The 25,580-nt window shown below is 69.0% G+C and carries 20 protein-coding genes and 2 pseudogenes; 9 read left to right on the top strand and 13 right to left on the bottom strand.

What is annotated here, in order from left to right:
• Positions 1–63: 63 nt before the first annotated feature.
• A complete protein-coding gene (locus tag ACZ7LU_RS09455) occupies positions 64–1,275 on the bottom strand; it encodes a hypothetical protein (protein WP_471916248.1) in 1,212 nt (403 codons plus the stop codon).
• A 338-nt stretch (positions 1,276–1,613) separates the two neighbouring features.
• On the opposite strand from ACZ7LU_RS09455, the gene ACZ7LU_RS09460 reads away from it, so the two are divergent.
• Positions 1,614–2,267 (top strand): class I SAM-dependent methyltransferase, encoded by a 654-nt coding sequence (locus ACZ7LU_RS09460; RefSeq protein ID WP_471916249.1) that lies wholly within the window; start codon positions 1,614–1,616, stop codon positions 2,265–2,267.
• A 1,538-nt stretch (positions 2,268–3,805) separates the two neighbouring features.
• Here the strand turns inward: ACZ7LU_RS09460 and ACZ7LU_RS09465 are convergent.
• Entirely contained in the window at positions 3,806–5,497 is a 1,692-nt protein-coding gene (locus tag ACZ7LU_RS09465) for a flavin-containing monooxygenase (protein WP_471916250.1), read from the bottom strand.
• A 650-nt stretch (positions 5,498–6,147) separates the two neighbouring features.
• Positions 6,148–7,281 carry a twin-arginine translocation signal domain-containing protein gene (locus tag ACZ7LU_RS09470; RefSeq protein WP_471916251.1) on the bottom strand — a complete coding sequence of 378 codons (1,134 nt, stop codon included), beginning with the start codon at positions 7,279–7,281 and terminating at the stop codon, positions 6,148–6,150.
• Between the two features lie 1,225 nt (positions 7,282–8,506).
• Here ACZ7LU_RS09470 and ACZ7LU_RS09475 point away from each other — a divergent pair.
• A complete protein-coding gene (locus ACZ7LU_RS09475) occupies positions 8,507–8,866 on the top strand; it encodes a hypothetical protein (protein ID WP_471916252.1) in 360 nt (119 codons plus the stop codon).
• Positions 8,867–9,074: 208 nt separating this feature from the next.
• On the opposite strand, the gene ACZ7LU_RS09480 is transcribed toward ACZ7LU_RS09475, so the two are convergent.
• Together ACZ7LU_RS09480 and ACZ7LU_RS09485 are read right to left on the bottom strand one after the other, a co-directional pair.
• Entirely contained in the window at positions 9,075–9,521 is a 447-nt protein-coding gene (locus ACZ7LU_RS09480; protein ID WP_471916253.1) for a flavoprotein, read from the bottom strand.
• Between the two features lie 324 nt (positions 9,522–9,845).
• Positions 9,846–10,265 (bottom strand): hypothetical protein, encoded by a 420-nt coding sequence (locus tag ACZ7LU_RS09485; protein ID WP_471147667.1) that lies wholly within the window; start codon positions 10,263–10,265, stop codon positions 9,846–9,848.
• 456 nt (positions 10,266–10,721) lie between these two features.
• Between ACZ7LU_RS09485 and ACZ7LU_RS09490 the strand changes: the two genes are divergently transcribed.
• Positions 10,722–11,129, top strand: a complete 408-nt coding sequence (locus ACZ7LU_RS09490; protein WP_470976835.1) for a hypothetical protein — start codon at positions 10,722–10,724, stop codon at positions 11,127–11,129.
• A gap of 93 nt (positions 11,130–11,222) precedes the next feature.
• Here the strand turns inward: ACZ7LU_RS09490 and ACZ7LU_RS09495 are convergent, their stop codons facing one another.
• Positions 11,223–12,080, bottom strand: a complete 858-nt coding sequence (locus ACZ7LU_RS09495; RefSeq protein WP_471916254.1) for a winged helix-turn-helix domain-containing protein — start codon at positions 12,078–12,080, stop codon at positions 11,223–11,225.
• 602 nt (positions 12,081–12,682) lie between these two features.
• Positions 12,683–13,243 carry a CGNR zinc finger domain-containing protein gene (locus ACZ7LU_RS09500; protein ID WP_471916255.1) on the bottom strand — a complete coding sequence of 187 codons (561 nt, stop codon included), beginning with the start codon at positions 13,241–13,243 and terminating at the stop codon, positions 12,683–12,685.
• A gap of 134 nt (positions 13,244–13,377) precedes the next feature.
• Between ACZ7LU_RS09500 and ACZ7LU_RS09505 the strand changes: the two genes are divergently transcribed.
• A complete protein-coding gene (locus tag ACZ7LU_RS09505; protein WP_471916256.1) occupies positions 13,378–14,019 on the top strand; it encodes a LysE family translocator in 642 nt (213 codons plus the stop codon).
• A gap of 43 nt (positions 14,020–14,062) precedes the next feature.
• Here ACZ7LU_RS09505 and ACZ7LU_RS09510 read toward each other — a convergent pair.
• Positions 14,063–14,278 (bottom strand): annotated as a pseudogene (locus tag ACZ7LU_RS09510) (peptidase inhibitor family I36 protein); the annotation flags it as partial.
• Positions 14,279–14,413: 135 nt separating this feature from the next.
• Positions 14,414–14,725: a hypothetical protein gene (locus ACZ7LU_RS09515; RefSeq protein ID WP_471916257.1), complete on the bottom strand. Its 312-nt coding sequence runs from the start codon at positions 14,723–14,725 to the stop codon at positions 14,414–14,416.
• Positions 14,726–14,958: 233 nt separating this feature from the next.
• On the opposite strand from ACZ7LU_RS09515, the gene ACZ7LU_RS09520 reads away from it, so the two are divergent.
• Entirely contained in the window at positions 14,959–15,966 is a 1,008-nt protein-coding gene (locus ACZ7LU_RS09520) for an ArsR/SmtB family transcription factor (RefSeq protein ID WP_471916258.1), read from the top strand.
• 158 nt (positions 15,967–16,124) lie between these two features.
• On the opposite strand, the gene ACZ7LU_RS09525 is transcribed toward ACZ7LU_RS09520, so the two are convergent.
• The gene (locus tag ACZ7LU_RS09525; protein ID WP_471916259.1) at positions 16,125–16,466 is read right to left on the bottom strand and encodes a hypothetical protein; all 342 of its coding nucleotides are present in this window, start codon (positions 16,464–16,466) and stop codon (positions 16,125–16,127) included.
• 284 nt (positions 16,467–16,750) lie between these two features.
• Here ACZ7LU_RS09525 and ACZ7LU_RS09530 point away from each other — a divergent pair, with 284 nt between their 5' ends.
• The 3 genes from ACZ7LU_RS09530 (at position 16,751) to ACZ7LU_RS09540 (ending at position 19,605) form a co-directional block, all read left to right on the top strand.
• The gene (locus tag ACZ7LU_RS09530; RefSeq protein WP_471916260.1) at positions 16,751–17,254 is read left to right on the top strand and encodes an NUDIX hydrolase; all 504 of its coding nucleotides are present in this window, start codon (positions 16,751–16,753) and stop codon (positions 17,252–17,254) included.
• Between the two features lie 115 nt (positions 17,255–17,369).
• Entirely contained in the window at positions 17,370–17,885 is a 516-nt protein-coding gene (locus tag ACZ7LU_RS09535) for a GrpB family protein (protein ID WP_471916261.1), read from the top strand.
• 172 nt (positions 17,886–18,057) lie between these two features.
• A complete protein-coding gene (locus ACZ7LU_RS09540; protein WP_471916262.1) occupies positions 18,058–19,605 on the top strand; it encodes an alpha/beta fold hydrolase in 1,548 nt (515 codons plus the stop codon).
• A gap of 103 nt (positions 19,606–19,708) precedes the next feature.
• On the opposite strand, the gene ACZ7LU_RS09545 is transcribed toward ACZ7LU_RS09540, so the two are convergent.
• Together ACZ7LU_RS09545 and ACZ7LU_RS09550 are read right to left on the bottom strand one after the other, a co-directional pair.
• Entirely contained in the window at positions 19,709–20,575 is an 867-nt protein-coding gene (locus tag ACZ7LU_RS09545) for a twin-arginine translocation signal domain-containing protein (protein WP_471916263.1), read from the bottom strand.
• A 76-nt stretch (positions 20,576–20,651) separates the two neighbouring features.
• The gene (locus ACZ7LU_RS09550; RefSeq protein ID WP_471916264.1) at positions 20,652–21,224 is read right to left on the bottom strand and encodes a peptidoglycan-binding domain-containing protein; all 573 of its coding nucleotides are present in this window, start codon (positions 21,222–21,224) and stop codon (positions 20,652–20,654) included.
• Between the two features lie 296 nt (positions 21,225–21,520).
• Between ACZ7LU_RS09550 and ACZ7LU_RS09555 the strand changes: the two genes are divergently transcribed.
• The gene (locus ACZ7LU_RS09555) at positions 21,521–25,234 is read left to right on the top strand and encodes an nSTAND1 domain-containing NTPase (protein WP_471916265.1); all 3,714 of its coding nucleotides are present in this window, start codon (positions 21,521–21,523) and stop codon (positions 25,232–25,234) included.
• Positions 25,235–25,298: 64 nt separating this feature from the next.
• On the opposite strand, the pseudogene ACZ7LU_RS09560 reads toward ACZ7LU_RS09555, so the two are convergent.
• A pseudogene (locus tag ACZ7LU_RS09560) lies at positions 25,299–25,556 on the bottom strand (VOC family protein); the annotation flags it as partial.
• Positions 25,557–25,580: the final 24 nt, after the last annotated feature.

Consider the following 25,580-nt stretch of genomic DNA (forward strand, 5'->3'; position numbering starts at 1 on the left):
ATTCGTAGCGGGGTGCTCGCCAGCCGAGCCGGTGCGGAAGGGGTGCCCCGTCCGTGGACGGTGTCAGGGGGCGGCGAACTCCCTGGCGTCAGGGAGGGTGACGTGGGTGCAGTTGCGCCGCTCGGTGAAGTCATCGACATACGCCGCGAAGAGGGCGGATAGGTCGGTGGGCTCCAACGCCTCGGTGTACGTGTAGCTGGAGGTGAGGGTGTGCAGGGCGGGTTTGCCGTCACAAAGGGAGGAGGCCCACCAGACGTTGTCGAGGTTGCCGCCGGCAGTGCCTGCCTTGATCTTGCCTCTGTGGGAGAGGCCGTGGGATGCGACGGTCTGTGCTTCGGGGCCGACGAAGGACGCGGTGCGCAGCCACCAGGGTGCGAAGGTGAGCGCACCGCGCGCGTACTTGCGCTTCTTCGCTTGCATGTGGGTGGTGATCGTTTTGACCTGGGTGGGGCTGACTGCCATGAGGCAGGTCTCGACGGGATTGCTCTGTCGGGTGGGGGCTCCCAGCGCGCGGTCGGGCAGCTGGTCCTGGCCGTGCGCGTGCAGATGGTCTGCGAACCAGCGGCAGGAGCCGCCCGTGGTTCGTGCGGTGTGAAGTTCCGGGCGCGCCGGGGCCAGTTGGCCGCGCAGAGGACGAAGGCGGGTCGTGCAGCCGGTGCGGTCGGCGAGCTTGGCTGCGGCGGAGTGAGCGATGCGGGTGAGCCGATGCCGGTCTTCCGCTGACACATGTTCGTAGTCGGCGCGGGCGGTGATGTGCAGCAGGGCCGGCGCCGTGTCGTGGCTTGTGGGTGCGCATGCCACCCGCACGGTGGTTTCGGTGTCCGTGTACCAGCCCAGTGTGCCGTCACCGATCGGCCGCGGCTCGGCCTGGTCTGCGCTGGCAGTGACGTCCGCCTCCCGTTGGCGGCCGGATCCCGATGCCCTGTCGTAAAACGGTTCGAGGAAGCTTGCATCGCCGACTTGATGGAGGGGTGCGCCTCTGGTGCCGCTGCTCGCGACAGTCAGTGTGAACAGTCCTTGTGACTTGCCCGGGCCAGGAACCCGGTAAATCACGCAGTCGCTGGGCAGGGACCGTGCATCAAGGGGGGCTTCGTGCCCGGCCTTTGCTCGAACCATCCCGCCTTGCAGGTCCATTACCAGGGCTCCCGAGACGAGCCCATCGCACGCCTGGCTGATCTGCCGTTCGCTCGACGCCCGATCCCGGAACTCATCGACCGTGAGCCAGCCGGCGTACAGACTCAGTCCGATCCCGCCCCATGCCGTTGCCTGCCACAACCGGCTCCACCCCACCCGCACTGCCCGCTCCTCACACCCCGTCGTACGCCCGTCAGCAGCGCATCGGCTCGCCAGCGTAGATCACCACGGAGCCTGACAGCCCCAGAACCAGGACCCCGCAGATCGGGCTTCGGCTATCAACTCCCGGGCTCTCGTGTGCTGTGCGCAGCCTCCATGAGCGCGGCAGGGCCGGAAGTGTCGCCGGTCAGGCAATTCCCCGCGATCTGCATGATCAGCGTCATAGAGTTCCCCCACCCCTGCGGTCACGACTCCCCATGGGGACAACTAATCCGTCGGTGTGCACTCGGCAGGCCATGACCGGCCTCTACGCTGATCCGATGAGCCAGCCCGCCGCAGATCCGTACTGGAACACCAACGTTGCCCGGCACCCGGGCATCCTCCGGTCTGTTCCCGAGGGGTGCGGCGATGCCCTGGACGTTGGCTGCGGGGACGGGCTGCTGGCACGGAAGCTCGCCGGGCGGGCGAGACACGTCACCGGGATCGACAAGTCGCCGGACATGATCGCCTGTGCGCGCGAATCCGCTGTCGGCGATCCGCGACTCACCTTCGTCGAGGGAGACTTCCTCACCGCGGAACTTCCCCGTGCGGAATACGACTTCGTCTGCTCGGTGACCACAATCCATCACATGGACTTCGAGGCGGCACTCGTCCGCATGCGTGAGCTGCTGCGGCCTGGCGGCACGCTGGTGGTGGTCGGTCTGGCCCGCGAGGCGAGCGTGACGGAGTGGGCGGCGTTGATCGCGGCTGCCCCGATCGTGCGGATCACGAAGCTACTGCGTCGCGCGCGTGGCCCGCAGGGCATGCCGGTCGCCGACCCGCAGATGAGCTACGGGCAGGTGCGGGCTGCTGCACGGCAGCTGCTGCCCGACGTGCGCTACCGCCGCCATGTGCTGCGCCGCTACTCGCTGACCTGGGAGAAACCCGCCCGCTGCCGAGCCGCACCGACGTCCACGCCGCGATCGACCGCCTGACCTCCGAGACCGGCCGACGCCCGAGCGTGCTGGCGCTCGCACCCCCGCCTCGGCCTCGCCAACACCACCTCCCGCCGCAACTACCCGGACATGTATGCCGAACTCAATGATCAGAGTGCTCGTGTTCGGACTTCCACCCGGGGCCCGTCACAAACCGGCTCAGCCGGTAGGTGGTCGGGAGCGCGAGGCGCCCGCACAGCGTGTCGATCCGGATCGACGACCCGTCGATTCCTGCGTCCCTAAGGCGGCGCAACTGCCTACGCATCTCCGCCTGGTCCTGAGTCTCAACGATCACTTCCCACTGTCCCGTGGCCAGAGCGGTGCGAGCGGCAAGCCGCTGCCCCTCGGCCTCTTGCCGCCGCCTTCTTTTCCCTTGTCCTGGCACCAGCCCAGATTCACTGGCCGACGTCAGGACTGCAAGGTGATTGGGACGGAGCGGCCGGGATCGGGCAGGAAGTCGCGGGCGGCGCGGACGCCTTCGAGGACCATCCGGGCGCTCGCCGTCCTCCCCCCCCCCCGGGCTCGCCGGCATCGCCCAGCCCCCCCTCAGCCCGTACACCGACGACGGCCAGAGGGAGAGACCCCTGGCGTGATGCCGCACCGGAAGCACACGATGGTCTAAGCGCGACGCCGACGGCCATCCCGGCTCCCGGCATGCGCGACACGCGTGCGCCCCTCCCGCCCCACGTGCCGCTATCGCGGAAGTGATGCCCCCCGGCCGGCTGCCTCGTAGAAGCGCCGGGCGCGTTCATTGTCTTCGAGTACCCACAGGGCAACTTGTGGGTAGGCGGCCTGATTTAGCGTCGCCAACGTGGCCAGCATGAACTGCTTGCCGATCCTCGGCCCTAGACCTCGGGCAGCGCGTAGAGCGTGCCGATTTTCGCGATACCAGGGGCCTCTTCAGACGGGCCGAAACTTGCGAGCCCGACGATCCCCGTCTCGGTCTCGGTGACCAGCACCCCCCGACGACGGCCACCGTGTCTCTGCGATACGTGACTTCCATTCGGGCTCATCGCGGCTTGGGCCCATGGCGTCGAGGTAGTGCAGTGGAACAAGACCGGCACGGGCCATCTGCCACGATCGTACGTAGACAACAGCGACGGCCGAGGCGTCCTCAAGCCCTGCCTGTCGAATCTTCATGGCTGTCATTCTTCAAGGCTCCATGAGCCGGGCCGAGTTCTTGTGCCGAACTGACAGCCAAGCGTTCCTCCGTCCCGGGCAGGAGCGCGCAGCGGGTTGCGCTGCCCGCAGCCCAGCACTTCGCGGTTGCGGGAGGTTCCCAAGTCGCGTGCCGGGGATGCCGAGGGAGCCGTCGGGGCGAAAGTTTGCGCAGCCCTGGCCCGGTGGGGCCTGGGGAGGCTTGTCGGTGCTCAGGTCTGCCACTGATAGCTCGCACCAGGGGCGCAACCTCATAGGCTACGCCGCGGTCGCGTGTCCGTCCCCCCCACTGCGGTGGGGGATGACAGCCGGTGAGGGGTGTCAGTCATGCGTACGCATACTCCGTCGCGGCACCGCATCTCATCGACCGTCGGCGTCGCTCAGTGTGCGGCAGACAGGGTGAAGCCCGCGTAGCCGTCGCGGGCCGCGGCGTCGCATTCCTTTCGGTATCGGTCCAGGCCGCCCGTGTAGGCGAGGAAGGCGCGGGGTTTGCCCGGGACGTTCGCGCCCGTGTACCAGGAGTCGACCGACGGGTAGAGCGTGTGGCCGGCGAGTTCCGCCGTGCTCGCGACCCAGTGTGCCTCGGCCTGCGCAGTGGCGTCGATCTCCGTGAGGCCGTTGCGCCGCAGGTGGGCGATGCAGTCGGTGATCCAGTCGATCTGCTGTTCCAGGGCCACCGCGATGTTGGTGAGCACGGACGGGCTGAGCGGGCCCAGGACGGTGAAGAGGTTGGGGAAGCCGGCCGAGACGAGCCCAAGGTAATTCCGGGGACCGTCCGCCCACCGCTTTTGGAGCGTCGCGCCGCCCTTGCCCACGATGTCGATGGCGAGCTGGGAGCCGGTCAGCGCGTCGAAGCCGGTGGCGAGGACGATCATGTCGAGTTCGTGCTCTCCGTCCGAGGTGCGGATGCCCCGGGGAGTGATCCGCTCGATCGGGGTGGTACGCAGGTCCACCAGCGAGACGTGCGGCAGGTTGTATGTGGCGTAATAGTCGGTGCCCAGGCAGGGTCGCTTGGTCGCGAACGGGAAGCGTGGGCAGAGCAGTTCGGCCGTCACGGGGTCGGCCACGATCGAACGGATCTTGGACCGTACGAACTCCGCCGCGGTCTCGTTGGCCTTCTCGTCGGTCAGGATGTCGGTGTAGGTGCGCAGTATGCCGTTGAGGAAGCCCGTGTCCCAGGCGGCCTCGTACGCGGCCGTACGCTCCGACTCGTCCGCTTCCAGGGCCGATCGGGTCGGGGGCTCGAAGACGGTCCCGCCCCGGGAACGCCGCTGAGCCTGCCGGAACTCCGGGTAGGTGACCTTGAACTCGGACAGCTCGGCGGGGTGCAGGGGACGGTTGTGGGCCGGCAGTACATAGGCCGGGGTGCGCTGGAGGACGGTCAGCGCGGCCGCCTCCTGGGCGATCGCGGGGATGACCTGGACGCCCGAAGACCCGGTGCCGATCACGGCGATCCGCTTGCCGGTGAAGGAGACCTCCTCGCGCGGCCACCGGGCGGTGTGGTGGATCGCGCCCGCGAAACTGCCGGCGCCGGGTATCCGGGGGGCTTGGGGAGTCGACATGCAGCCCGTCGCCAGGATGAGGAAGCGGGTGGTGACGGCCCGTCCGGTGTCCGTGGAGAGCTGCCACAGGTGACGGTCCTCGTCGTACGCGGCGCGGGTGACCCGGCTGCGGAGCACGATGTCCCGGCGCAGGTCGAACCGGTCCGCGACGTGGTGGATGTAGCGCAGGATCTCCGGCTGGGAGGCGTACCGTTCGCTCCACTCCCATTCCTGGTCCAGCTCCGGGGAGAAGGAGTAGGAGTAGGAGAGGCTCTCGATGTCGCAGCGGGCACCGGGATACCGGTTCCAGTACCAGGTACCGCCGAGGTCCTCACCGGCCTCCAGGATTACCGCCGTCAGGCCGAGCTGCCGCAGCCGGTGGAGCTGGTAGAGGCCGGAGAGGCCGGCCCCGACGATGACTGCGTCGAGCGTCTCGTCCGCGTCGGCCGACTCCCGGTCGCTCTTCGGCGCGGCGCTGATGCGGCCGTCCTTCGGGCCCGGCCGAAGTTGGCGGCAGTCAATGTGCGTCACGCAGTCTCCTCCGTCATGCGCTTGATGAGCTGCTCCATGGTGAAACCCCTGGAGGGGGCGGGAACTTGCGCGTAAGTGCGGAGGGGCGGTCGTTGATGATCACCCCTACGCAACGAACGTAAAGAGACAGTCAAGCAACCGTCAAGGGTGGACGATCGATTGACCTGATCCGCACCCCTGGCACGCGGCGGGCCGCGCTCACTCCAGAGCCTTGCGGGCGGCGAGGCAGCCCGCGATGTTGCACGCCGATTCACGGTTCACGGTTCATGGGAGCGGCGCCTGTCTGCGCGAGGAGGCGGGCGGCATTGGGGGAGTAGGCGTAGGGGAACTCGGCGGGAACTAGGCGTATCGGACACGTGCGATGCCGTAGCTGAGGTCGGCTTCGGGAGACGTCGGGGCTGTCATTGCTCGTTGTAGAGGGGGCGCGTAGTAGATGACGGTGACGTCTTCCATCTCGTCGTCATACCGCCACAGCTTCGGATCCGTTCCGGAAATCTCCTGACCCCTCTTCGGGCCGGCGGAGAGCGCGGTGAAGGCGCGGACTTCGGCCTTGGAGGTGTGCTCGGACGGCTGCGCCCGTGGCAGCGGGTGGGCGACCGGGTGGCCAACACGAGCGGGCAGGCCACTGGAGCTGATCCACCGAGCATCCGTTACACGGCAGGTTGCGTCTTCTGCTTACCGACTGGGCAGGCGGACGCCGCCCAGGGAGCAGCGGGTGTGGACGCCCCGGTCCCTGCTCCGAGCTGATCCAGGATTTCGACGGAGAGCAGGTCCTCTTTGCCCTTGAAGGCGTCCGCGATCACCGGATCGGTGGAAAGGACCATCTCGGCCGAGACGTTGTCCTGAACGATCCGGGCGAGGTTGTCCAGAGCGACGAAGACGGGGTCGCGGGGAACTTCAGCGGTCGGCAGGTCGATCAGATGTGTGGCGACCTTCGCCGGGTTCATGCATCGCCTGATGATGATCGACGCCTGGTTCAGCTCGGACGTCGTCCAGATCGACAGTACGACGGTGTACAGGTCCTCCCATGCCTTTTCTCCGATCAGGCCCCGCCACGTGCGCATGAGCCCTTCCACACCCGAGATCTGCGCGGCAGCCGCATACGTCATGTTCGTGCGGATGCTCGGGTAGGTCTTGGCCGAGAACTCCTGGAGTGAGGCCATGTCGAAGGTTCCGCTGCTGACGCAGTCACGGATGAATTGGAGCGCTTCGTCGAGGATCTTCCCGCAAGCGGCCTCCAGTTGATGTGGCAGGTTGGCCTTTCCCAGCTGCCGACGTGCGGTGGTGAGCGTGGCAGCGTAGCTCTGGAGCGGGCCGGCCCAGCCGGATGACCGCGGCCCCGCAAAGGCCACCATGTCCAGGTCATGGGGGTCGATGCGACAGGCGTTGGCGAGGTTGGGCACCCTGTGGCTCAGATACGCGGCAAGGATCGAGAAAATGCCCTGGGGCACGTGGCTGATCGACTTCGCCAGCTCGAACAGTTCGGGCACCGGCCTGACGGACTGCTGTGGGTTTCCGCCACGGACAAGAGTGAACGTGCCGCCGGTGGCATCGTTTTGGACCACGATCACGGGACTCAGACGACGGATCATTGCGGACTTGAGTGCGGCATAATTCGCGCGCATCCCCGCGTTGACCTCTCGGATCGCGTCACGAGCCTTCACCTCAGTGTCCGTCCAGGCCCGCTCTTCAGCCGTGGCGGCCAAGGCCGACGAGGGGACGCCGAACAGCGCTGCCCCACCGGCCGCCGAAGCCCCGTCGATGAATCCTCTGCGTGTGACCATTCCCCGTCCTCTCACTCTGCGCGCAAGAGAAATGCGCGCGGCAGGCGCAGATCACTTCACGCGGCTTCGGCGACCACCGGCCGGCTTCCCAGCAAGACCGCATCCATCTGTACTTGCTGAGCACTTGCGCGAGTACGCCGACACTCGCCTTCGAGCCGGTGATATCCCGCATCCGCGTGCCCTGCACCGGCCCGCGAAGGCCACGGGCCCGGACCCTGGCCGTTCTGGCCGACCGCGCGTATGCGGCACCTGCCGCCCGCAGCCGCCTCCGGCACCGAGGCATCCGTACGGTCATCCCACAGCCGTCCACCCGGCTTCGACAGCGAGGCATACCGCACACCGCAGATCAGGCCGGCACACACACCACCCCGCACCCCTCAACCTCAACCCCAACCGATTCCCCCCGGCCACCGGCCGGCAACACAGCCACAACGGCACGGGCCCACGACGTCACCAACAGGGCGCACCTGCCATGTAGGGACGGGAAGGGGTTCTGGGTGTACTCCAGGCGGTACGTCACCTGGCGCAGCGTGACGCCACCCCCATAGCTCTCCACGATATCTCTCGCCCGGTCGACGACCGCCGGCCACCGGATCCGCTCCCGCGCCACAGCGGTACTTGTACCCCACCGCGCGGCCGTCGGCTCCGGCATGGCTACGGAGTGCCGTCGGTCCCTGAATCGCAGATGGCCGACGCGGCGCCAGGCCGACACTGGTCCGGCCTCCCAGGTCGACGACGAGTCGCGCACCCTCCTCCGGGCGCAGCAGCTCGGCGAACGCGTCCAGCGCCGCCGGCAACACGGCGTCGTCCAGGTCCACCACCTCGGTCGGTTCGTCCTGACCGTCGGCGTACAGCTCCAGGCCATGCTCGCTGAAGTCCGCGTGCCCCATGCACAGCTTCGAGTCTCTGGCCTCGAACACGGCGACCGTTTACAGGTGGTCCTCGCCTGGTACGAGGAGCTGCACCCGGCGGGCGACGGCGTGGCGCAGCTCGGTTGCCTCGGCCGTTCTCGTTCTTCTGCCTCGGCGGGGGCACTGTTGCAGGCGACGAGGCGGCCGAGCCGGAGGCGGTCGATGGTGAGGGCTGTGCCGAACCTGATTCAGGCGTCGGGAGCCGGGTTGCGCCAGCTGAGTACGAGCCACGGTGCAGACGAGTATCCGCGCCCATGCCCCGGCAGGGCTTGCGGGGCGAGGATCGTGCATACCGATCACGGAAGGAATCAACGATGAACCCCGGCACCTACACGCGCTTGTACGGCTCTGCTCAGCCCGCACCTCGCACCGGGCACACGGGCCTTGCCGTGGCGGCAGGTGTGCTGTGGGCGCTCACTCTGGCATCGCTGGCCTGGATCACGCTGCTCGTGGGTTTGGTCGCGCTCTGGGGTGCGGCGGAGGGCGCGGACGTCGGCGCCCTGCTCCTGCAGTACGTGGTGATCGTCGCCGGTGCTGCCACGGCCTTGACCGCCCTGATGTTCGCCCCCGGTGTCCGTCGTCGGTCATGGGCAAGCCGCCTATTCCTGGCAGGTGTTGTGGCATGCCCGGTTGCCACCGGCTTCGCGTTGTGGTCCTGGGCCTACACCGGCTGACTCCCTGCCGCCGGACAGGCTGACGAACTGACCCGACAGGCTCTACATCCCCAGACGGGTACAAAGACGCGCACTCCCTCACGGGTCCCACCAAAGAGTCCAAAGACGGTTTCTGAGCGCCGAGGACTGATCATGCGCCGCGGAACTCACCCCTGCACCGTGCCCCGCCGCACAGATGCGGCCGGGCGCGGCGTTGGTGTGAGGGAGGTCAGTCGTCGGGCGGGAGTGCCTCGAGTGCGGCCTGCCACGGGTAGGCGTTCAGGTCGCCCTGCTTGGGCTTGTGCGGGGTGAAGCCTCCCTCGCCGAGCAGTACGGTGACACCGGCCTCACGCAAGAAGTCGACGTGCTTTTGGACGGCGGGGTGGGCGGCCTGCGCGTCGTTGAAGTGGGGCAAGGCGACGAGGAGCGCGTCCGGCGGGGGCAGCAGGTCGGGCTGCGAGGGGAGCTTGTACTGCCAGCGGACGGGATGGCCAGTCAGCTCTTCCAGGGCTTGGATCTCGCCCTCGGCATCCTCGGTGAGCCACCGGTGGGCGGAGGGCGTGAGGATCAGGCAGACCTCCCAACCAGCCTGCTGCGCAGCGCGGATCGGGACATCGAGGCGTCGGGCCGGTGGGGCCGCGCAGGCGATCAGGTACAGGGTGGGTGTCTTGGTCACCCGCGCAGGCCAAAGCGATCAGCGAGACCGCGCAAGCGCCCGTCGGCACAGCCAGCCTGCCGGCTCCCAACAGGCGCAGGTCCTCCACGAGTCGCTTGGCGCGGGGTCGGCACACCACCTCCTCAGGGGCGAGTTCTTCCGGCTCCAGGAGCGTGTCGACGGCGTCCTCGCGTTGCCTGGCCTGCTTCTCCCTGATGGCGCGGTCGATGAGCAGGTGGGCCTGGCGCTCGCGGGGGAGACCGGCGAAGGAGGCGGCCGAGGTGTGGGCGTTCCTGGCCTGTTCGGGCGAGCGGGTCGAGGAGGATGGCGGGGGAGGCAGTCGGCTCAGCGTTCTCGCGTACAGCCGTTGCGGGTACAGAACTCCCGGGCCAGCGGGACGTTGTACTCGTCGTACATCGTGATGTAGACCCGCTGGACGCCGCCTGCGACCGGGATCCGCAGCGATCCGCTGATGATCTGGTTCGGCCCGCCCTCGAACGCGTACGGGCTGCAGAGGGGGCGGCCCGACGTCAGGCTGCCATTCACCCCCTGGGCGCAGACCTGGCGGAGGCCGCTGGCTGCGTGGACGGCGCCGGACACGCTGGCGGTGTACCCGTCGGTGAAGTGAATCGTTCCGGATGTGGTGCTGTTGCCGTAGGCCATGCCGAAGGGCATGTCCACGGCATTCACGGACGCTTGCGCCGGCGCGGTGTAACCGATGGCCGCCATCACGGCCACAGCCATCACCATTAGGGGCTTGCGCATGACTCTCCCTCTCCGTCGGACGAACCTGGAGCAAGCAGAAGCTTCCGCATGCTACTCGTTGACCGTGCACACGTCATGACGCGCAGGCCCGGCAGCGCACTTCGTCGGTCTGGCAGATCCTTCACAACGGGCAGCGCGAGCGCCTGGAGGCAGCTCAGCAGCACGCGACCCGCCCCCCTGGAGCCGGAGGAGCCCGGGAAGGCTCTGTGGTAGTGCCACGGCGACAGGTAGAACGGCTGGTGGACGGTCCGAGATTGCTGGTGGTCGTTTCGGGCCGGCCCGAAACGAGGTGACTCCACCGATTCGTCAGGAGAGTCTGCTGGCACAGCCACGCGCTGCTCCTCCCTCGCGGCGACCGCGCCGTCGGCCTACGGCCGGAGGCGCTCGCACAGGAAGAGGTCGTGTGCGGTGCGGATGGCGCGCTGGAATCCGGTTGGACGACCCAAGGAGACCGCCGTGAAGAACGAGACCAGAGCACGGAAGAGGCAGGCCAAGAGGACAGCGGTAGTCGGGGCCGGCGTCGCCGGCATGATGGGGTTCACGCTCTGGGCGGCGCCGAGCGCTCTGGCTGACAGCGAGTACCAGCTGCGGTCGTGTGGACCGGCAAGCGTGTTTGTGTGTGGGCGTGGGGGCATCTATAGCAGTAATACGTGGGCATACGCCTGTGACCTTTACGCGGACGGCGCAGGGTTCCAGACCGTATATCGGCGGGCGGACGGCACCGAGAACGAGATCAGCGACCCCAACGGCAGCGCTTCCGGCTGCGGTTCCGAGCGGGCGGGGACTTCCGCCAACCGCGTGACCTCCTACATCGTCTGCGTGAAGAAGAGCCCCCGAATATGTGGGCCGAGGGTGTGGCTATAAGCGACGGTTCCGTTGCGGTTCGGTTGCCCGTCCGCGGACGGGCAACCGGTGTCAGTAGGCTCCGGGGAACTCGCAGAGGTCTGGCCGGCAGGATCACCTGGGGTGGGGCCTCCGGCGTTCAGACGTTGGCCGGGGCGAACCGTTGGTGCTCAGCAGCGTGAGGCCGAGATGGGTCAGGGTATGGAGGGCAGCTTTCCGTTCCCGGGTGAGCGTGGTCAGGCCGGCGCTGCGCAGAGTGGTGGCGTGCTCGCTGGCGCTGGCCGGTGATATGCCCGCCCACTGCGCGAGCTGGGTGGTCGTGCAGGCGGGGTGGTCGGCTATGACGCACAGCACGACCGCCCTGGTACGGCCGAGGAGGGCGGACAGAGCCGGCGGCACCGGAGCATCGCCCTGGCGGGTGTCGAGGGGAGCCCATATGGCTGCCGCGTCGACCGGGTCGCGCAGAGCCGGATACACGATGATGATCGTTTCTGCTTGCGGGCGGCGGGCGAACACTTGAGGAATCGGCCCGCAGAACACCGACGGAGCCAGGATGAGTTGACGGCCCGCCAGGTGGAAGTCGGTTCCGGAGTGAACCAGTCGCCGATAGCCCGGGAGCTCCAGGACGGGGGGCTTCCACAGAGCCATCGGTCGCAGGCTGCCCAGCAGTGCCCCCACCCCGCCCTGCGCCATGACCCGCCCACGCCGGGCCACCTCACCCTGCAGGTACTGATCCATACGCGCCCAGTACGGGGCCACTGCGACGCGGTGGTAGTCCTGCAGCGCTGCGGCCAGCCTTCGCACCGCCCGCGGGTCGGCATCCATCGCTTCGGTCAGCCACGATGGCCTCCACGCCGCCCTGCGCGGATGCACCGAGAATTCCGCCCGCAGCCGCCGGTGCGGCGCACTCACCAGCCGCTCCGCTCCCTCGTCCATACAGCCCGCCACGCCCACCAGCGTGAACAGATCCACGAATCCCGCGACAAGGGGGCTGAGAAACCGCACTGTTGCCCTCCCATCGGCGCTGACTCGCGGACCTGTACGCGTATGCCACCCACCGAACAACGCCGGACGGTCACACCGCTGCACGGTCCGTAAGCTCAGCTCCGTCTCTGCGAGCGGCCCCAACGGCATGATCCGTACCTGCGCCAAGTCCTCGACAGTGAAGTGAACCCGCAGCACGCTCTTCCCCCTATATATGCGCTGCCGCTCCCCCAGGGGAGATCCTCTCTACCGGTTTGAGCGCATCCCGTCGTTATCCCAACGATCTGTCCGACATCCGATGGGCGCTGGCCGAGGCACTCCTGAGGAGCTGGTGCGACGACTAGCTCCGCCGCTCCGCGGCCGCAACCTCGGCCACCCAATCCGCCACGACCTCCTGGACGTGGTGCTCCATGTGGTCCGCACCAGCATGCCGCGGCGCTACCTTTCCGCACGACCGCCTGCCCTGGAACACGGTCTACCACTACTCCAACCAGTGGAGAAGAACGGCCTCTTCAGGAACCTGCTCCCGCGTCGTGCAGCGGGCCTGCCCGCAGGCGGTGCGCAGAGACGACGGAAGGTGACCTCCACACTCAGGCGGAGGCCGCCTTGCGGCTGCGGAAGGCCGCGACGCGAGTCCGGTTCTGGCAGGTCACCGAGCAGAACCGGCGCCGGCCGCCGGGGGACTGGTCGAGGTAGACGTCGGCGCAGTTCCCGGCGGTGCACACGCCGATGCGGGCAAAGCCGTGGGCGGCGAGGTACTGACGCAAAGTGATCGCGGCTGCCGCCACCAGGGCGTGATCGGCATCGTCGACGCTCCATGCGGCCTGCAGTGCGCCACCGTCCGCGAGCCCCACGACGGGGCGGACGCCGCCATCCGCCAGCAGACGCGTCAGGTGCCGTGCGCACGCCTCGGCGTCCTGGGCGGAGAAGGCCGGGTGCAGGCGGTCCGCCGCGTGGGCGAGTGCCTCTGGGGTAAGCCCGGCGCTCACCCGCGGGGGCAGGCCGAGGTGTGCCGCGATGTCGGAGACGGGCCGGTGCGGAGCGTCCCCCCGGCCGTCTCCCTCGCGTGGCAGTGTGCCCCAGCCGTTGACAAGGTCCGTCAGCGCCTGGAGGGGAATTTCCGTGAAGGTGACCGCCGTACGTTCCGCCATGCATTCCAGCGTAACGCGTTACCGGCCCTTTATGCGTTGCCGTGGCCGCACTGGACGGGTAACGTAATGAAGAGCTGTTAAGCGTTACCGAGCGAGCTGTTGAGCGTCACCTCATCCGGGCCCGGGAGGATGTCATGCTGGACCTCACACTGCTGCCGGCCTATCTGGCGGCGGTCGCGATCATCACCGTCGCCCCAGGGCCCGACGCCGCGTACATCATGGCCGTGGCACTGGAACGGGGCCCGCGGGCCGGTCTGGTCTCCGCCACGGGAATGGCGCTGGGCATGGTCGTGCACGTGACGGCCGCTGCGCTCGGCCTGGCCGTCCTGCTGCGCTCGACGCCCGCCGCGCTGATCGGGGTTGAACTGATCGGCGGCCTCTACCTGGGATGGCTCGCGGTGTCCACGGCCCGCTCGGCCAGGAAGCCGCCGACGGAGGCTCCCGGGGTGCCGCCCGAGCGTCAGGTCCTGCGCCAAGCCGCCCTGACCAATCTGCTGAACCCGAAGACCGTGCTGTTCTTCGCCGCGTTCCTGCCGCGGTTCACCAGCCCCGGACACGGTCCGCTGTGGCTTCAACTTCTGGCGCTCGGCCTGATTTTCCTGGTGATGGGTTTCATCTGGGACACCACGATCGGCCTGTGCGCCGGCCGGCTGAGCCAGGGACTGGTGCGGGGCCACCGCACGGCCGTAACGGTGAACGTCGTCGCCGCAGTCACCTTCGCCACGCTGGCGGCATTCCTGCTGCAGGACGCGCTGACCGCGGCCATAGCGGCCTGAGCCTGACACCAGGCCGGGCGACTACCGGTACTGCCCAGCCGGCCTACCTTGAGGGCAGGTCGGCCCGCGCGCCGGCATGGACGGTGAAGCAGCCCGAGCCGTAGTTGTATCCGTCATAAAGGGCCCACTGGTCCCCGTTACGGTTCCAGTACGAGGAGGTCCGGTTGTCCATGGACTGGCCTCGCAGGTCCGGGGATCCGGAGCGGAACCAGGCGATCGTCCCGGTTCCGTTGCTCCCGTCGAAGACGCAGAAGGAACCGTTGGGACAGCGGTCCCGTCAGGCTGCCGGGGCCGCCGATGCGGGCTGCGCCGAGGCCGTGCCAAGAGCGAGGACGAGGGCGGCCGCAGGGGATTGGGGGTTGTGTGCGGGCGTGGCCGCGCGGGTCTGAGGGCGTTACGGCCTGCAGCCTTCCCCACCGGCGTACTTGGAACTGCTGATGAACCAGGTCGGCCCCAGACTGTAGGTGGAGTAGGCCGCTACACACTGGTGGCTCTTGCTGGCGCCCAGCGCCCAGGTCTCGATCAGGTGATTGAAGTTTCCGCAGTTCCTCCACACCGCCTGACCGTTGAAGTTGTCGTTGTAGCCACAGTGCGGCTCGGCGGCTGCCGTGGGCCGCTCCAACGCTTGTGCCGATGTCGGCATCAGCAGGAGGCCCGAGAGAGCCAGGCCCAGCGCCGTCGCGGTGATCGGGAGTTTCCGGAGCATCGCTTGTTTCCTTTCCGGTTTCATCCTGGCCCCCTGCGAGGGGCAGGCGGCTGTCACCGTGGCACGGCCCGGATGGCAGTTGCCATTGTTTCAGGCTCCGCTGAAAGGATGGCCCCGCCCGGTGAGGACGAGGTATGGCGTCGTGCGGAGGAGGCCAGGCCGCCGCATCGGTGTCAAGGCCATTGGGGAGACTGGAGAGGTCTAAGAGGGCGGCGATGCGGAGGACGGGGGCTGTGAAACGCATTCATTTCACTGCGGAGGATCTTGCACGGACCCGGGTAGCCGTGTCCCTCGGGGTGGCGGCAGAGACGTTCGACAGTGTGAGACTGCTTCGGGAAAGCACGGATGCTCCGGCCCTGGCGCCGTTTTTACGATGGCGGGCCGCGGTCGGCGGTCGAGTGGGCGAACAGGCAGGGCCGTTGGCCGCGTTGATGCCGGGACACGGACCGGTGGTCGACGCGATGAGTTTGATGGGAAACACGGCGGACCTCGACGAGGCAGTGGAGAATTTCCTGGCGGCTCCGCGGGCCCTGCTGCGGGCGGAGTTGGAGAACCTACGTATCCAGCCCACGCACCGCAACTGGGCCCGGAATCTGGCGGACGGCGACCGCGAGGCCCGGCTCCAGGTGGCCGCGTCGCTGCGGACGTGCCACGCGGTGACCATGGCGCCGTACTGGTCGCGGATGCGCTCATTCCTCACCTCTGTGCGAGAGGGCCATGTGCGCGCGATGGGCGAGGGCGGGACCGAGCGGATGCTGGAGTCGCTCGATCCGTCCCTGGTGCGCTGGCGGCCGCCGGTGCTCGAAGTCCGCCATCACCGCGAGGCGGACGTCCACCTGGGCGGGCGCGGCCTGGTCATCTCCTCGGCCGTGTTCTCCTTGCAACAGGCCGAAGTGTTGACCTGTCCCGGGGACTCGGCACAGGCACCGGTCCTTGCCCTGCCGGCCTTTGGCGCCGAGCCGCCGGGGGCGGGCCTGTGGAGCATCGGTGATACGGCGGGCAGGCCGCTGGAGGAGTTGCTGGGACGCACCCGGGCAGCGGTGCTCGAAGCGGTGGCAGACGGTTGCAGCACCACGGACTTGGCCCGTCGGGTACGGGTGTCCGCCAGCTCCGCCAGCCAGCACGCGACCGTGCTCCGCAAGGTCGGCCTGATCACCTCCGGCCGCGACGGCAAGGCCACACGGCACACCCTGACCCCGCTGGGCGCGGCGCTGCTGGAATCCGGTATCCGCCACCCCTGACCGGGGATTCGGTGACCTCTTCGGCAGGCCCTTGGACGCCGACGGCCATACCCAGCCGCACCTGGGCGCCGCCGCGCCCTACGACCTCATCCGTAGGGACTGGGAGGCCGCCGATCGCATCGCGGAGGCGGCAGCGCGAGCCCCGGAGGATGGGGCCGTTACGAGCTCTGCTGGAGTCGGTCCGCAGCCTGTACAGGGGTGTCGTAGTAGCCGGGCCGTGCCAGCAGGACCGAGCTGAAGAAGTAGCCCTGCTCTTCCTCCGGCTCGTCGTCGGCCGCGAACGGGCGCCAGAAGCTCAGGAGCAGGTCAGAGGCGATGAACGACGCTGGGTCGTCGGGGTCTGCCTCGATCGAGGTGTACTCGCCCATGCGTCGCACCAGTTCGAGGGCGGGGATCGCGAACACGTCCAGGCCCTGGAAGATGACGCGGTCCGTCTCAGTCGACGGCCTCCCGAGCTCGATGGCCTGGAGCATGTCCCGCGTGCAGTGGATGCTGATCATCAGTCCACTGGGACGGAAGATGTGCTGACCCGGCCGGTCGGACTCCGAGACCGTGCAGAGGTCACGGAGAGAGTCCAGCGCCGCGTTGGCCGATTGCCGAGTCATACCGATCCGCAACGGGCCAACGCCGATTGGTGGGGCGAGGTCGAAGTCCATGCGGGCATGATCCCAACAGCTCCACAGAAAGTTGGGCCAGAACCTGGAACGGACAGCAGATGTGAGCGGTCACTGGTGAGCGTCCTGGGCTCGGCGAGTGGTCAAGCCGATCACGTACGGTCAGCGGCATGACAGCTGAAGATACGAAGGCCGCCATACCCCGTGTGCAGTTGGTCATCGGCATCATCCGGCGAGGCAACGAGATTCTGCTCGTGCGAGAGAGCCTCGGCGCCGACGGCGCGCCGCTCTGGTCGCTGCCCGGTGGCGGAGTCGAGGACGGGGAGCTCCTGCACGAAGCTCTCCGGCGCGAGCTTCAGGAGGAGACCGGGCTGCTGATCGGTGATCCGGCACGGACGGCTTTCCTTGTGCACGTCGACTCCGAGCAGCACCCCTCGGCATTGGCCGCGGCCTTCGAGGTCGAACAGTGGTCGGGGGACCTCGCTCCGCAGGACGACGACATCGAACAAGCCGCCTTCTTCCCCCTGCCCGATGCCTTGGAGCTGCTCGGCGAACTGGACAGCGCAACACAGCGGGAGCCCATCATCAGCTATCTGGCCGGGGCCGTCGCGCCGGGCGCAACATGGCTTTACCGGAATCGGGGCAAAAGGGAGACTCTTGTTGCCCGCTGGTGACGGCACTCAGCGCCCACCGCATGGAGTGACCAGCCGCCCGGCAGCCGCTCGGTAGACGCTGGCCCAGATCTCCAAGGAATGCGATGGGGATCCGGCGCCCTGAGAGACTGCCGACATGACGGACAGGATCGTGGTCAGCGGCTATGACCCCCAATGGCCCGAGCGGTTCGAGGATCTGCGGCAGCTGCTGGCTCCTCATGTCGCAGGTCTGGCTTTGTCCATCGAGCACGTCGGCAGTACGGCCGTACCGGGGTGTGCCGCCAAGCCGATCATCGACCTCGATATCGTGGTGTCCGAGGAAGCGGCCATGCCCGAGTTGATCTTTCGGCTCGCGGGGCAGGGATACCAGCACGAAGGCGACCTCGGGATACAGGGACGGGAGGCGTTCCAAAGCCCACCCGCAGGTTTCGAACACCATCTGTACGGCGTCGTCGCGGGCACAAAGCCCCACCTTGATCACGTGCTACTCCGTGACTACCTACGGGAGCGGCCCGCTGAAGTCCAGCGCTACAGCGCGTTGAAGGTGGCCTTGGCCCAGCGGTTCACAGCCGACAGCGAGGGCAGGGCGGCCTACTCGGCGTCCAAGAGCGCTCTGGTGGAGGAGCTCATAGCAAGGGCCTACGCGGCGTGAGTGGGACGCGGCGGCTGGTCAGGCCACGGCCGTGAATGTCACGCCCGGTTCCACTGGCAGACCGTGCGAGCGGAGCTGGGGAGGTAGCTGTGTGGGGTGGGGCTGGCCCCAGGGGCGATTCGGGGGCGGACCGCAGTGAGCCGGAGGTGGCGCCGCGCCTAGCGTGCGGTGCATGAGAATCAACGTGTGTTTACGGGGCGCCGTCGCCGCCGCGGCGATGCTGGCCGTCGGAGCGGGGACGCTGCCCGCCGCGGCTTCGTCCACGACCTCGACCTCGTCCACGGCCGGGCCTCTCGGCCGGTTCTACGATCAGGCTGTCGACTGGCAGGACTGCGCTCTCGGCCCCGATGACACCGTAGGCAAGAAGCTCGACGCCGCGGGTGCCCGGTGTGCCGACATCACCGTGCCGCTCGACTACTCCGACCCGGGCGGCCGGACCATCACCGTCGCCATCTCCCGCCTGCGCGCCACCGATCCCGCGCACCGCGTCGGCACGATGCTGCTGAACAACGGCGGCCCCGGCGGGCCGAGCCTCGAAATGCCGCCCGGCATGGCCGGGTTCATGGGGAAGACCGCCGGGAAGTTCGACCTGATCGGCATGGATCCGCGGTTCGTCGGCCGTTCCACGCCGTTGGACTGCGGCTGGGACGTCGGTTCGATGGTCTTCTCCGCAGGCCGGGACCGGGCGGGGTTCAAGCGGTCGGTCACCCGTGGGCGTGACCTCGCCGAGCGGTGCCGACGCACCAACAGTGATGTGCTGCCGTACGTCACCACCCGTAACACCGCGCGTGACATGGATGTCGTCAGGGCCGCGTTGGGCGAGAAACGGATCTCGTACTTCGGTTACTCCTACGGCAGTTACCTCGGCCAGGTCTTCACCGAGCTCTTCCCCGGCCGCACCGACCGCATGGTGCTCGACGGAGTCATCGACCCCGCCAGATACAGCCAGACGCTCCTGGAGGACTCCACCGCGGCCAATGAACGGGCCCTGCGCGACTGGGCGGCCTGGACCGCGGCGCGCCACGAGACGTACGGCCTCGGCCGCACCCCGAAGGCCGTGCTGGCCACGGTGGGCCGGATCGAGGAGGCCGCGGCTGAGAAGCCCCTGCGGGTCGGGACGTTCCGCGTCGACGAGCACTTCCTGCCGGTCGTCTTCTTCGGGGGCCTCGGGAGCGATCTCGACGCGGCCCGGGCCGAGCTGGCCAGCGCGACCCGCACCCTCGCGCGGGCGGCCGACCGTGAGCGCGTGACGCCGAAGCCCTGGCTGGCGGGGATGCTGGCGTCGATGACGACCAAGGCCGGGTCGCACCAGGGCAGTGTGCAGGCGGCCATCCTCTGCGGGGATGTCGCGACCCGGCGTGGGGCCGAGAGCTACTGGCGCGACATTCAGGCCGACCGGGCCACGGCTCCCTTCGCGAGTCCCCTGACGCACAACATCACGGCGTGCGAGTTCTGGGACCGCCCCGCCGAGGCGCCGACCGTGGTCGACAACGACGTGCCCGCACTGCTGGTCAACGCCACGGGTGACACCAGGACCACCTACTCCGGGGCGCGGCAGGCGCGGAAGCAGTGGTCGCGCTCCCGGCTGATCACCGTGCCCGGGGCCAACCAGCACGGTGTCTATGGTGACTACGGCAACGCCTGCGTGGACGGGCAGGTGAACGACTACCTGGCCACGGGCAAGCTGCCCCGACGTGACCAGATATGCGACGCCCGGTAGCCGGGTGAACCGCGTGAGTGGCCGCTCCCTGTCCCACGAAGGAGCGGCCACTCAGCTCACAGGTGGCGCCGCCCACTGACCATCGGCGGCGCCCGTCAGGTTGTCACCCCTGCACCCGACGCCTGCCCGTCCCCGCGACGCTCACACTCACCGCAGGGCGTTTTCCGGCGCCGGTGACCGCCCGGCGGAACCGGGGAGCCGTTCGCCGCCCCGGTGGGCGCATACGCAGGCCATTGTCAGTGGCCCGGTCGTGACCGTGTGGCCTCCAGCGCGGACGCCGCGGCTGCCCACACCGCGCCCCGCCTGCCGACCGCCCCGGCCAGCGGCTGGCGGGCAACCCGTTGTGCCTACACAGATCGTGGCCGTTCTCGAACCTGTCCCAGAACGTGCGCTCCCGGACCAGCCGAGTGTCGGCGTACTGACCGGTGACCCGATAGAGGACGAGTTCCTTGCCGCCGAATGCCCACAGCCGCTGGATCGTCGGGTCCCACAGGACGCTGTGCGCCTTGGGGTGGGGATACGGCCTGCCCACCTGCCTTATGGAGCGCAGGTGGACGCCGTCCGACACGAAGAGGTGGATGACGCCGCGTGAACCGGCCACGACGAACGCGCCGGTGCCGTCGAGGTACTCGACGCAGTGCGGGTACCTCGCCAGCCGGAGGGGATTCTCGTGGGGGATGACCCGGGGCCGGCACTCCAGGACGTCGCCTGCGCGAGACTGGATCCCCCATTTGCGGTCGGCGTCGGTGAACTGGGTGCCGCTGCTGAAGATGTCGACACTGTCGCGGTTGACGTCCAGCAGGGCGAGGTCGAAGGCGGCTTGGGCTCCGGCGGCGTCGGTGGCGGGTCCGTCGGCTGCGCCGGGCCGGACGTGAGCCCTTGCGTGGGACTGGCCGGCCAACGGGCCGAGCGAGCCCGCGGCTGCTGCTGCGAGAGAACCGCCGAGCAGGCGGCGCCTGTTGATACTCATCGTTCCTCCTTGTCCCGGCGGCCTCCGGGGTCGCCTCGCAAACCGCCGTGGCCGTAGGGCGCTCCCACCTGCCAGGTCACGTGCACTGGCTGAACGTGGCGTCCTTGTACCAGAGGGTCTTGAGCTCATTGCCGAGGTACATGCCCCAGCGGCCGTCGGCGGCCCGCACGAAGCTCACGTACCGCCCCGTGCGCTCGTCGGTCCACGAGGGGCCGTACGTCCCCGTGTACACGAGCTCGTACTCGCCTCCACCGTTCCAATCGACCTTGTCGATGGCCTCGGTCAGCGTGGCCGGGCCCACGATGCCGTCGACTTCGAGGTTTCCGCCGTACCGGTTCTGCCACCGCTTGGTGGTGTAGGTGGTCTGTTCTCCGAAGCGGCAGTCGATGTCGGAGAGGTCCATGGGCTTGCCGTTGGGTTTGAGGGACTTGTCGGCCCACATGATCGCCTGCCACATCGCGGCCGTATTGCTGTAGGCGTAGGAGTTGGCGGAGATGGGGCCTTCGTCCGACCAGTCGTCGTGCCACGTCCCGACGCCGTGCACGACGCCTCCGGCGGCGTCCGCCGAGGCCGGGGTGGCCGACAGCGCGAGGACGGTGCCGAGCGTTGCGCCGGCGGCCAGAGCGGCACTCTTGGTCCACAAGGACATTGCTTGGTCCTTTCTGATGGATGGAGTCGGCACACGCGGGCCCTGCCGGTGAAGACGCCGACCGCCGCATGTCTGGCGGCGGGTCGCGGTGCGGAGCCGCAGCTGCCGCCGGGACCGGCGTGTGCGCAGCTGCTTCCGAGTTGAGTGGCCGCGGGATTGTCTGGCAGCCCGGTTCGGTGCCGCCGGACAAAAAAGGAGGGGCGCGGGCACAGGGGGAGCGGTTGGCTTGAGGGTGGGTTACGGGGCGGCACGAGGGCGTGTTGGGGTGGGAGTGCTGCAGTCGTGGAGGGCGGGTAATGGGGCGTCGTGAGAAGCCGCTGGATCCCGGGGCGGGTCCGGTGCAGCGGTTCGCATACGAGTTGCGCACGTTGCGGCAGGAGGCGGGTGCTCCCACATATCGGGCGATGGCGCGGCAGGCCGGCTACTCGGTGGCCACGCTCGCTCAGGCGGCCGCGGGAGACCGACTGCCCTCGCTGCCGGTGGTGCTGGCGTATGTGAAGGCTTGCGGCGGTGATGCCACCGAGTGGGAGCACCGCTGGCGTGAGGCCCAGCGGACGGAGGCCGCCCAAGTACCGGTCCTGGAGGAGGAGTCGGCCGATCCGCCCTACAAGGGACTCGCCCGTTTCGAGGCGCGCGACAGCGCACGGTTTTTCGGCCGCGAGACGCTCATCGAGGACCTCCTGCGTCTGGTGGGGGCGCACCGGTGCGTGGCGGTGTTCGGCCCTTCGGGCAGCGGGAAGTCCTCTCTGCTGCGGGCCGGGCTTGTCTCCCGATTACAGACCGCCGTGGACGAGGGCTCGCGTCCGGCGGTCATCCGGATCTTCACGCCCGGCCCCCGGCCGGTGCACGAGCATCGGAAGCTGTTCGTCCCCGCCCCGGGGGCGGGGGAGACCTGGCTGGTGGTGGACCAGTTCGAGGAGGCGTTCACTCTCTGCCGGGATGCTGCGGAGCGGCAGGAGTTCGTCGGTCTGGTCCTGTCTGCCCGGGATCCCGGCAGTCGGCTGCGGGTGGTGCTGGGGGCGCGGGCCGACTTCTATACCCGCTGCCTGGAGTACGGGAGCCTGGCCACGGTCTTGGGGAAGGCGAGTCTGCCGGTCGGCCCGATGTCACCGTCCGAACTGCGGGAAGTGATCATCAGACCCGCGGCGGCCGAAGGCTTGGTGGTGGAGCGAGCGCTGACGGCCCGTCTGATCGAGGAAACGGGATCGGAACCCGGGGGACTGCCGCTGCTGTCGCACGTACTGCTGGAAACCTGGCGCCGGCGCCGCGGCCGCACCCTGACGCTGGACGGCTACGAGGCGGCAGGGGGCATCCACGGTGCCATCGCCCAGACTGCCGAAGACCTCTACCGCGGTCTCTCCTCCCGTCAGGCCGCGCAGGCCCGCCGCATCCTGCTGCGCCTGATCACTCCGGGCGAAGGCGCACCTGACACCCGCCGCCCCGTTCACCGCACGGAACTGGACACCAGTGACCCCTTCGCGACCGAGCCGATCCTGGAACACCTGTCCCGAGCCCGCCTCATCACCCTCGACGACGACCTGGTGGACCTTGCCCACGAAGCGCTCATCACTTCCTGGCCGCGGCTGCGCCGCTGGGTCGAGGAGGACCGGGAGCGACTGGTGGCCCACCGCCGCCTGACCCAAGCCGCTGCCGTGTGGGAGGAACTCGGACGCGACCCCGGGGCTCTGTACCGGGGCACCCGGCTGAGCACGGCCGAAGAGCAGTTGTGCACACCGCACGGCCAAGACGACTTCACCGTCGCCGAGCGGGACTTCCTGGCTGCCGGCATCGGGGCGCGTGACGAGGAGCGGGCCGCGGCCGCACGCCGCAGTCGACACATCCGCTTCCTCGCGGCCGGCCTCGCCGTTCTCCTGGCGGTGACGACAGGGGTCGGCGTGCTCGCAATCGACCAGCGTCGGGAAGCCGAGCACGCCCGATTACAGGCGACCTCCCGCCAGCTCGCGGCGCAGGCGATCAGCCTGGCTCCGACCCGGCCCTCCGTGGCCAAATTGCTCAGTGTCGAGGCCTTCCACACAGCCCCCACCCCCGAAGCACGCGGTGCGCTGCTGACGATGTCCACCTACCAGTACCACCAGGCCGAACTCACCGGCCACACCGACGCCGTCTCCCAGGTCGCGTTCGGCCCCGACGGCACACTCGCCTCCGTCAGCCGCGACCGGAAGATCATGCTGTGGGACCCCCGGCGCCGCACGCGGACGGCCGTCCTCGGCGGCCACGGCACCTGGCTGCGAACGGTGGCGTTCAGCCCCGACGGCCGCACGCTGGCCACCGCGGGGGACGACAAGAAGGTGCTGCTCTGGGACGTCGCCACTCGCCGGCGTACAGCGACCCTGGCGGGCCACACCGGCATCATCAGAAGCCTTGAGTTCAGCCCCGACGGCCGCACGCTGGCGACTGCCGGCGCGGATCGCAGCGTGATTCTGTGGGACCTGAGTGACCGGTCCCTCAGGCACACCCTTCGCGGCCATGCCGGAAGCATCGGCGCGGTGGCGTTCAGCCCCGACGGCCGCACTGTTGCCACGGCGAGTGAGGACCGTACGGCAGCGCTGTGGGACGCGGCGACAGGCGCCCGGCGGAAGGTCCTGAACGGCCACACCGATCACGCCATGAGCGTCGCGTTCAGCCCGGACGGCCGCACGGTCGCCACTGCCGGGGACGACCACAGGGCACTGCTGTGGGACGTCGGCCGCGGCACTCGCCGGGCCACTCTCACCGGCCACACCGGAGACGTCAGAGCCCTCGCCTTCAGCCCCGACGGCCGTACCTTGGCCACCGCGGGACTCGACAGGACTGTCATGCTCTGGGACCCCATACGTCGCACCCGCACCGCCACCCTGACCGGACACGGCACGAACGTCTACAGCATGGCCTTCGCCCCCGGCCGCCGGCCCCTGCTGGCATCGGCGGGTGAGAACGGTTCCATTACGCTGTGGGATCCGGCCCGGATCGCCCTGGCCGGCCACAGCGACCGCCTGAACAGAACCGCTTTCAGCCCGGACGGCCGCACCCTGGCCACCGCCGGCGATGACGGCACCGCGGTGCTGTGGGACTTGAGGCGGGGCATCCGCACCACCACGTACGGCGGGAGGACGGGGAACGTGGGGTCGGTCGCCTTCAGCCCGGACGGGAACACGGTGGCCACCGCCACCGGGGAAGCCTTGCATCCCCCGAGGCCCGGAGCGCTCGTGCTCTGGCGCGTGGGCGCCCCTGCCCGCCCCGTTGCCAAGCTCACCGGGCACATGGACCGCGTCACCGACGTCGCCTACAGCCCCGATGGTCGTACGGTGGCCACCGCGGGCTCCGACGACGCCGTCATCCTCTGGGACACCGTGCGGCGAATCGCTCTGGCCACCCTCCGCCAGGGAACACGACCGACCCGGCCCAGCGGGGCCGAACCGTCCGGGGGAGAGGCGAAATGGGGCGTCAACGCGGTGGCCTTCAGCCCCGACGGCCGAACCCTCGCCTCAGCAGGCCACGACGGCACCACCGCGCTATGGGACGCGGCCAAGCGAGTCCGTCGGCTCACCCTGACCGGGCACACCGGATCACTGCGGGCAGTCGCCTTCAGCCCTGATGGCCGGACCCTGGCCACCGCCGGTCTCGACCGCAGAGTCATCCTCTGGGACACCGCCCGCGGCACTCGCAAGGCGACCCTCACCGGTGACTCCTCAGCCATGGCCGTGGCGTTCAGCCCTGACGGGCGCACCCTGGCCACCGCCGGTGCCGACATCTCCGTCGACCTGTGGCAGACGGACACCCGCCACCACCTGGCCACCCTCACCGGCCACACCCGTCAGGTGCGCACCCTCGCCTTCAGCCCCGACGGCACCACGCTGGCCACCGGAGCCGTCGACGGCAAAGCCGTGCTGTGGAACACCCATACCGAACGCACCGCGGAGCAGCTGTGTGCCACCGTCAACCGCAGTCTCACCCGCCAGGAGTGGAAACGCTTCGCCCCTGAAGCCCCGTATCACCACACCTGCCCATGAGGAACCACCACCCCGCCGCGCCGTAGTTCGCGGGAGCCCCGGTGACATCCTTCGGCCCCCGTCGGACAGGCTGGATCCGGGCGCACAGCAGGCGGAATTCGTTGCCCTCCGGGTCGGTCAGCACGTGCCAGCTCTCGGCGACGCCGGTCTGGCCGACGCCGGCGGGCTTGGCGCCGAGCGCGAGCAGCCGCTCCAGCTCGGGGTCCTGGTCCTTGTCCCGGTCGGGGGCGGCGGCATCGACGTGCGCCACGGCCTCGCCGCTCTCGGCGCGGCCGCCCACCGCCACGGTGTCGAGACCATCCCGGCGACCGTGTCTCACTGACGACGTCGGGCGACCGCGGGCACG

Source organism: Streptomyces sp. NPDC039462 (genome assembly GCF_055639375.1).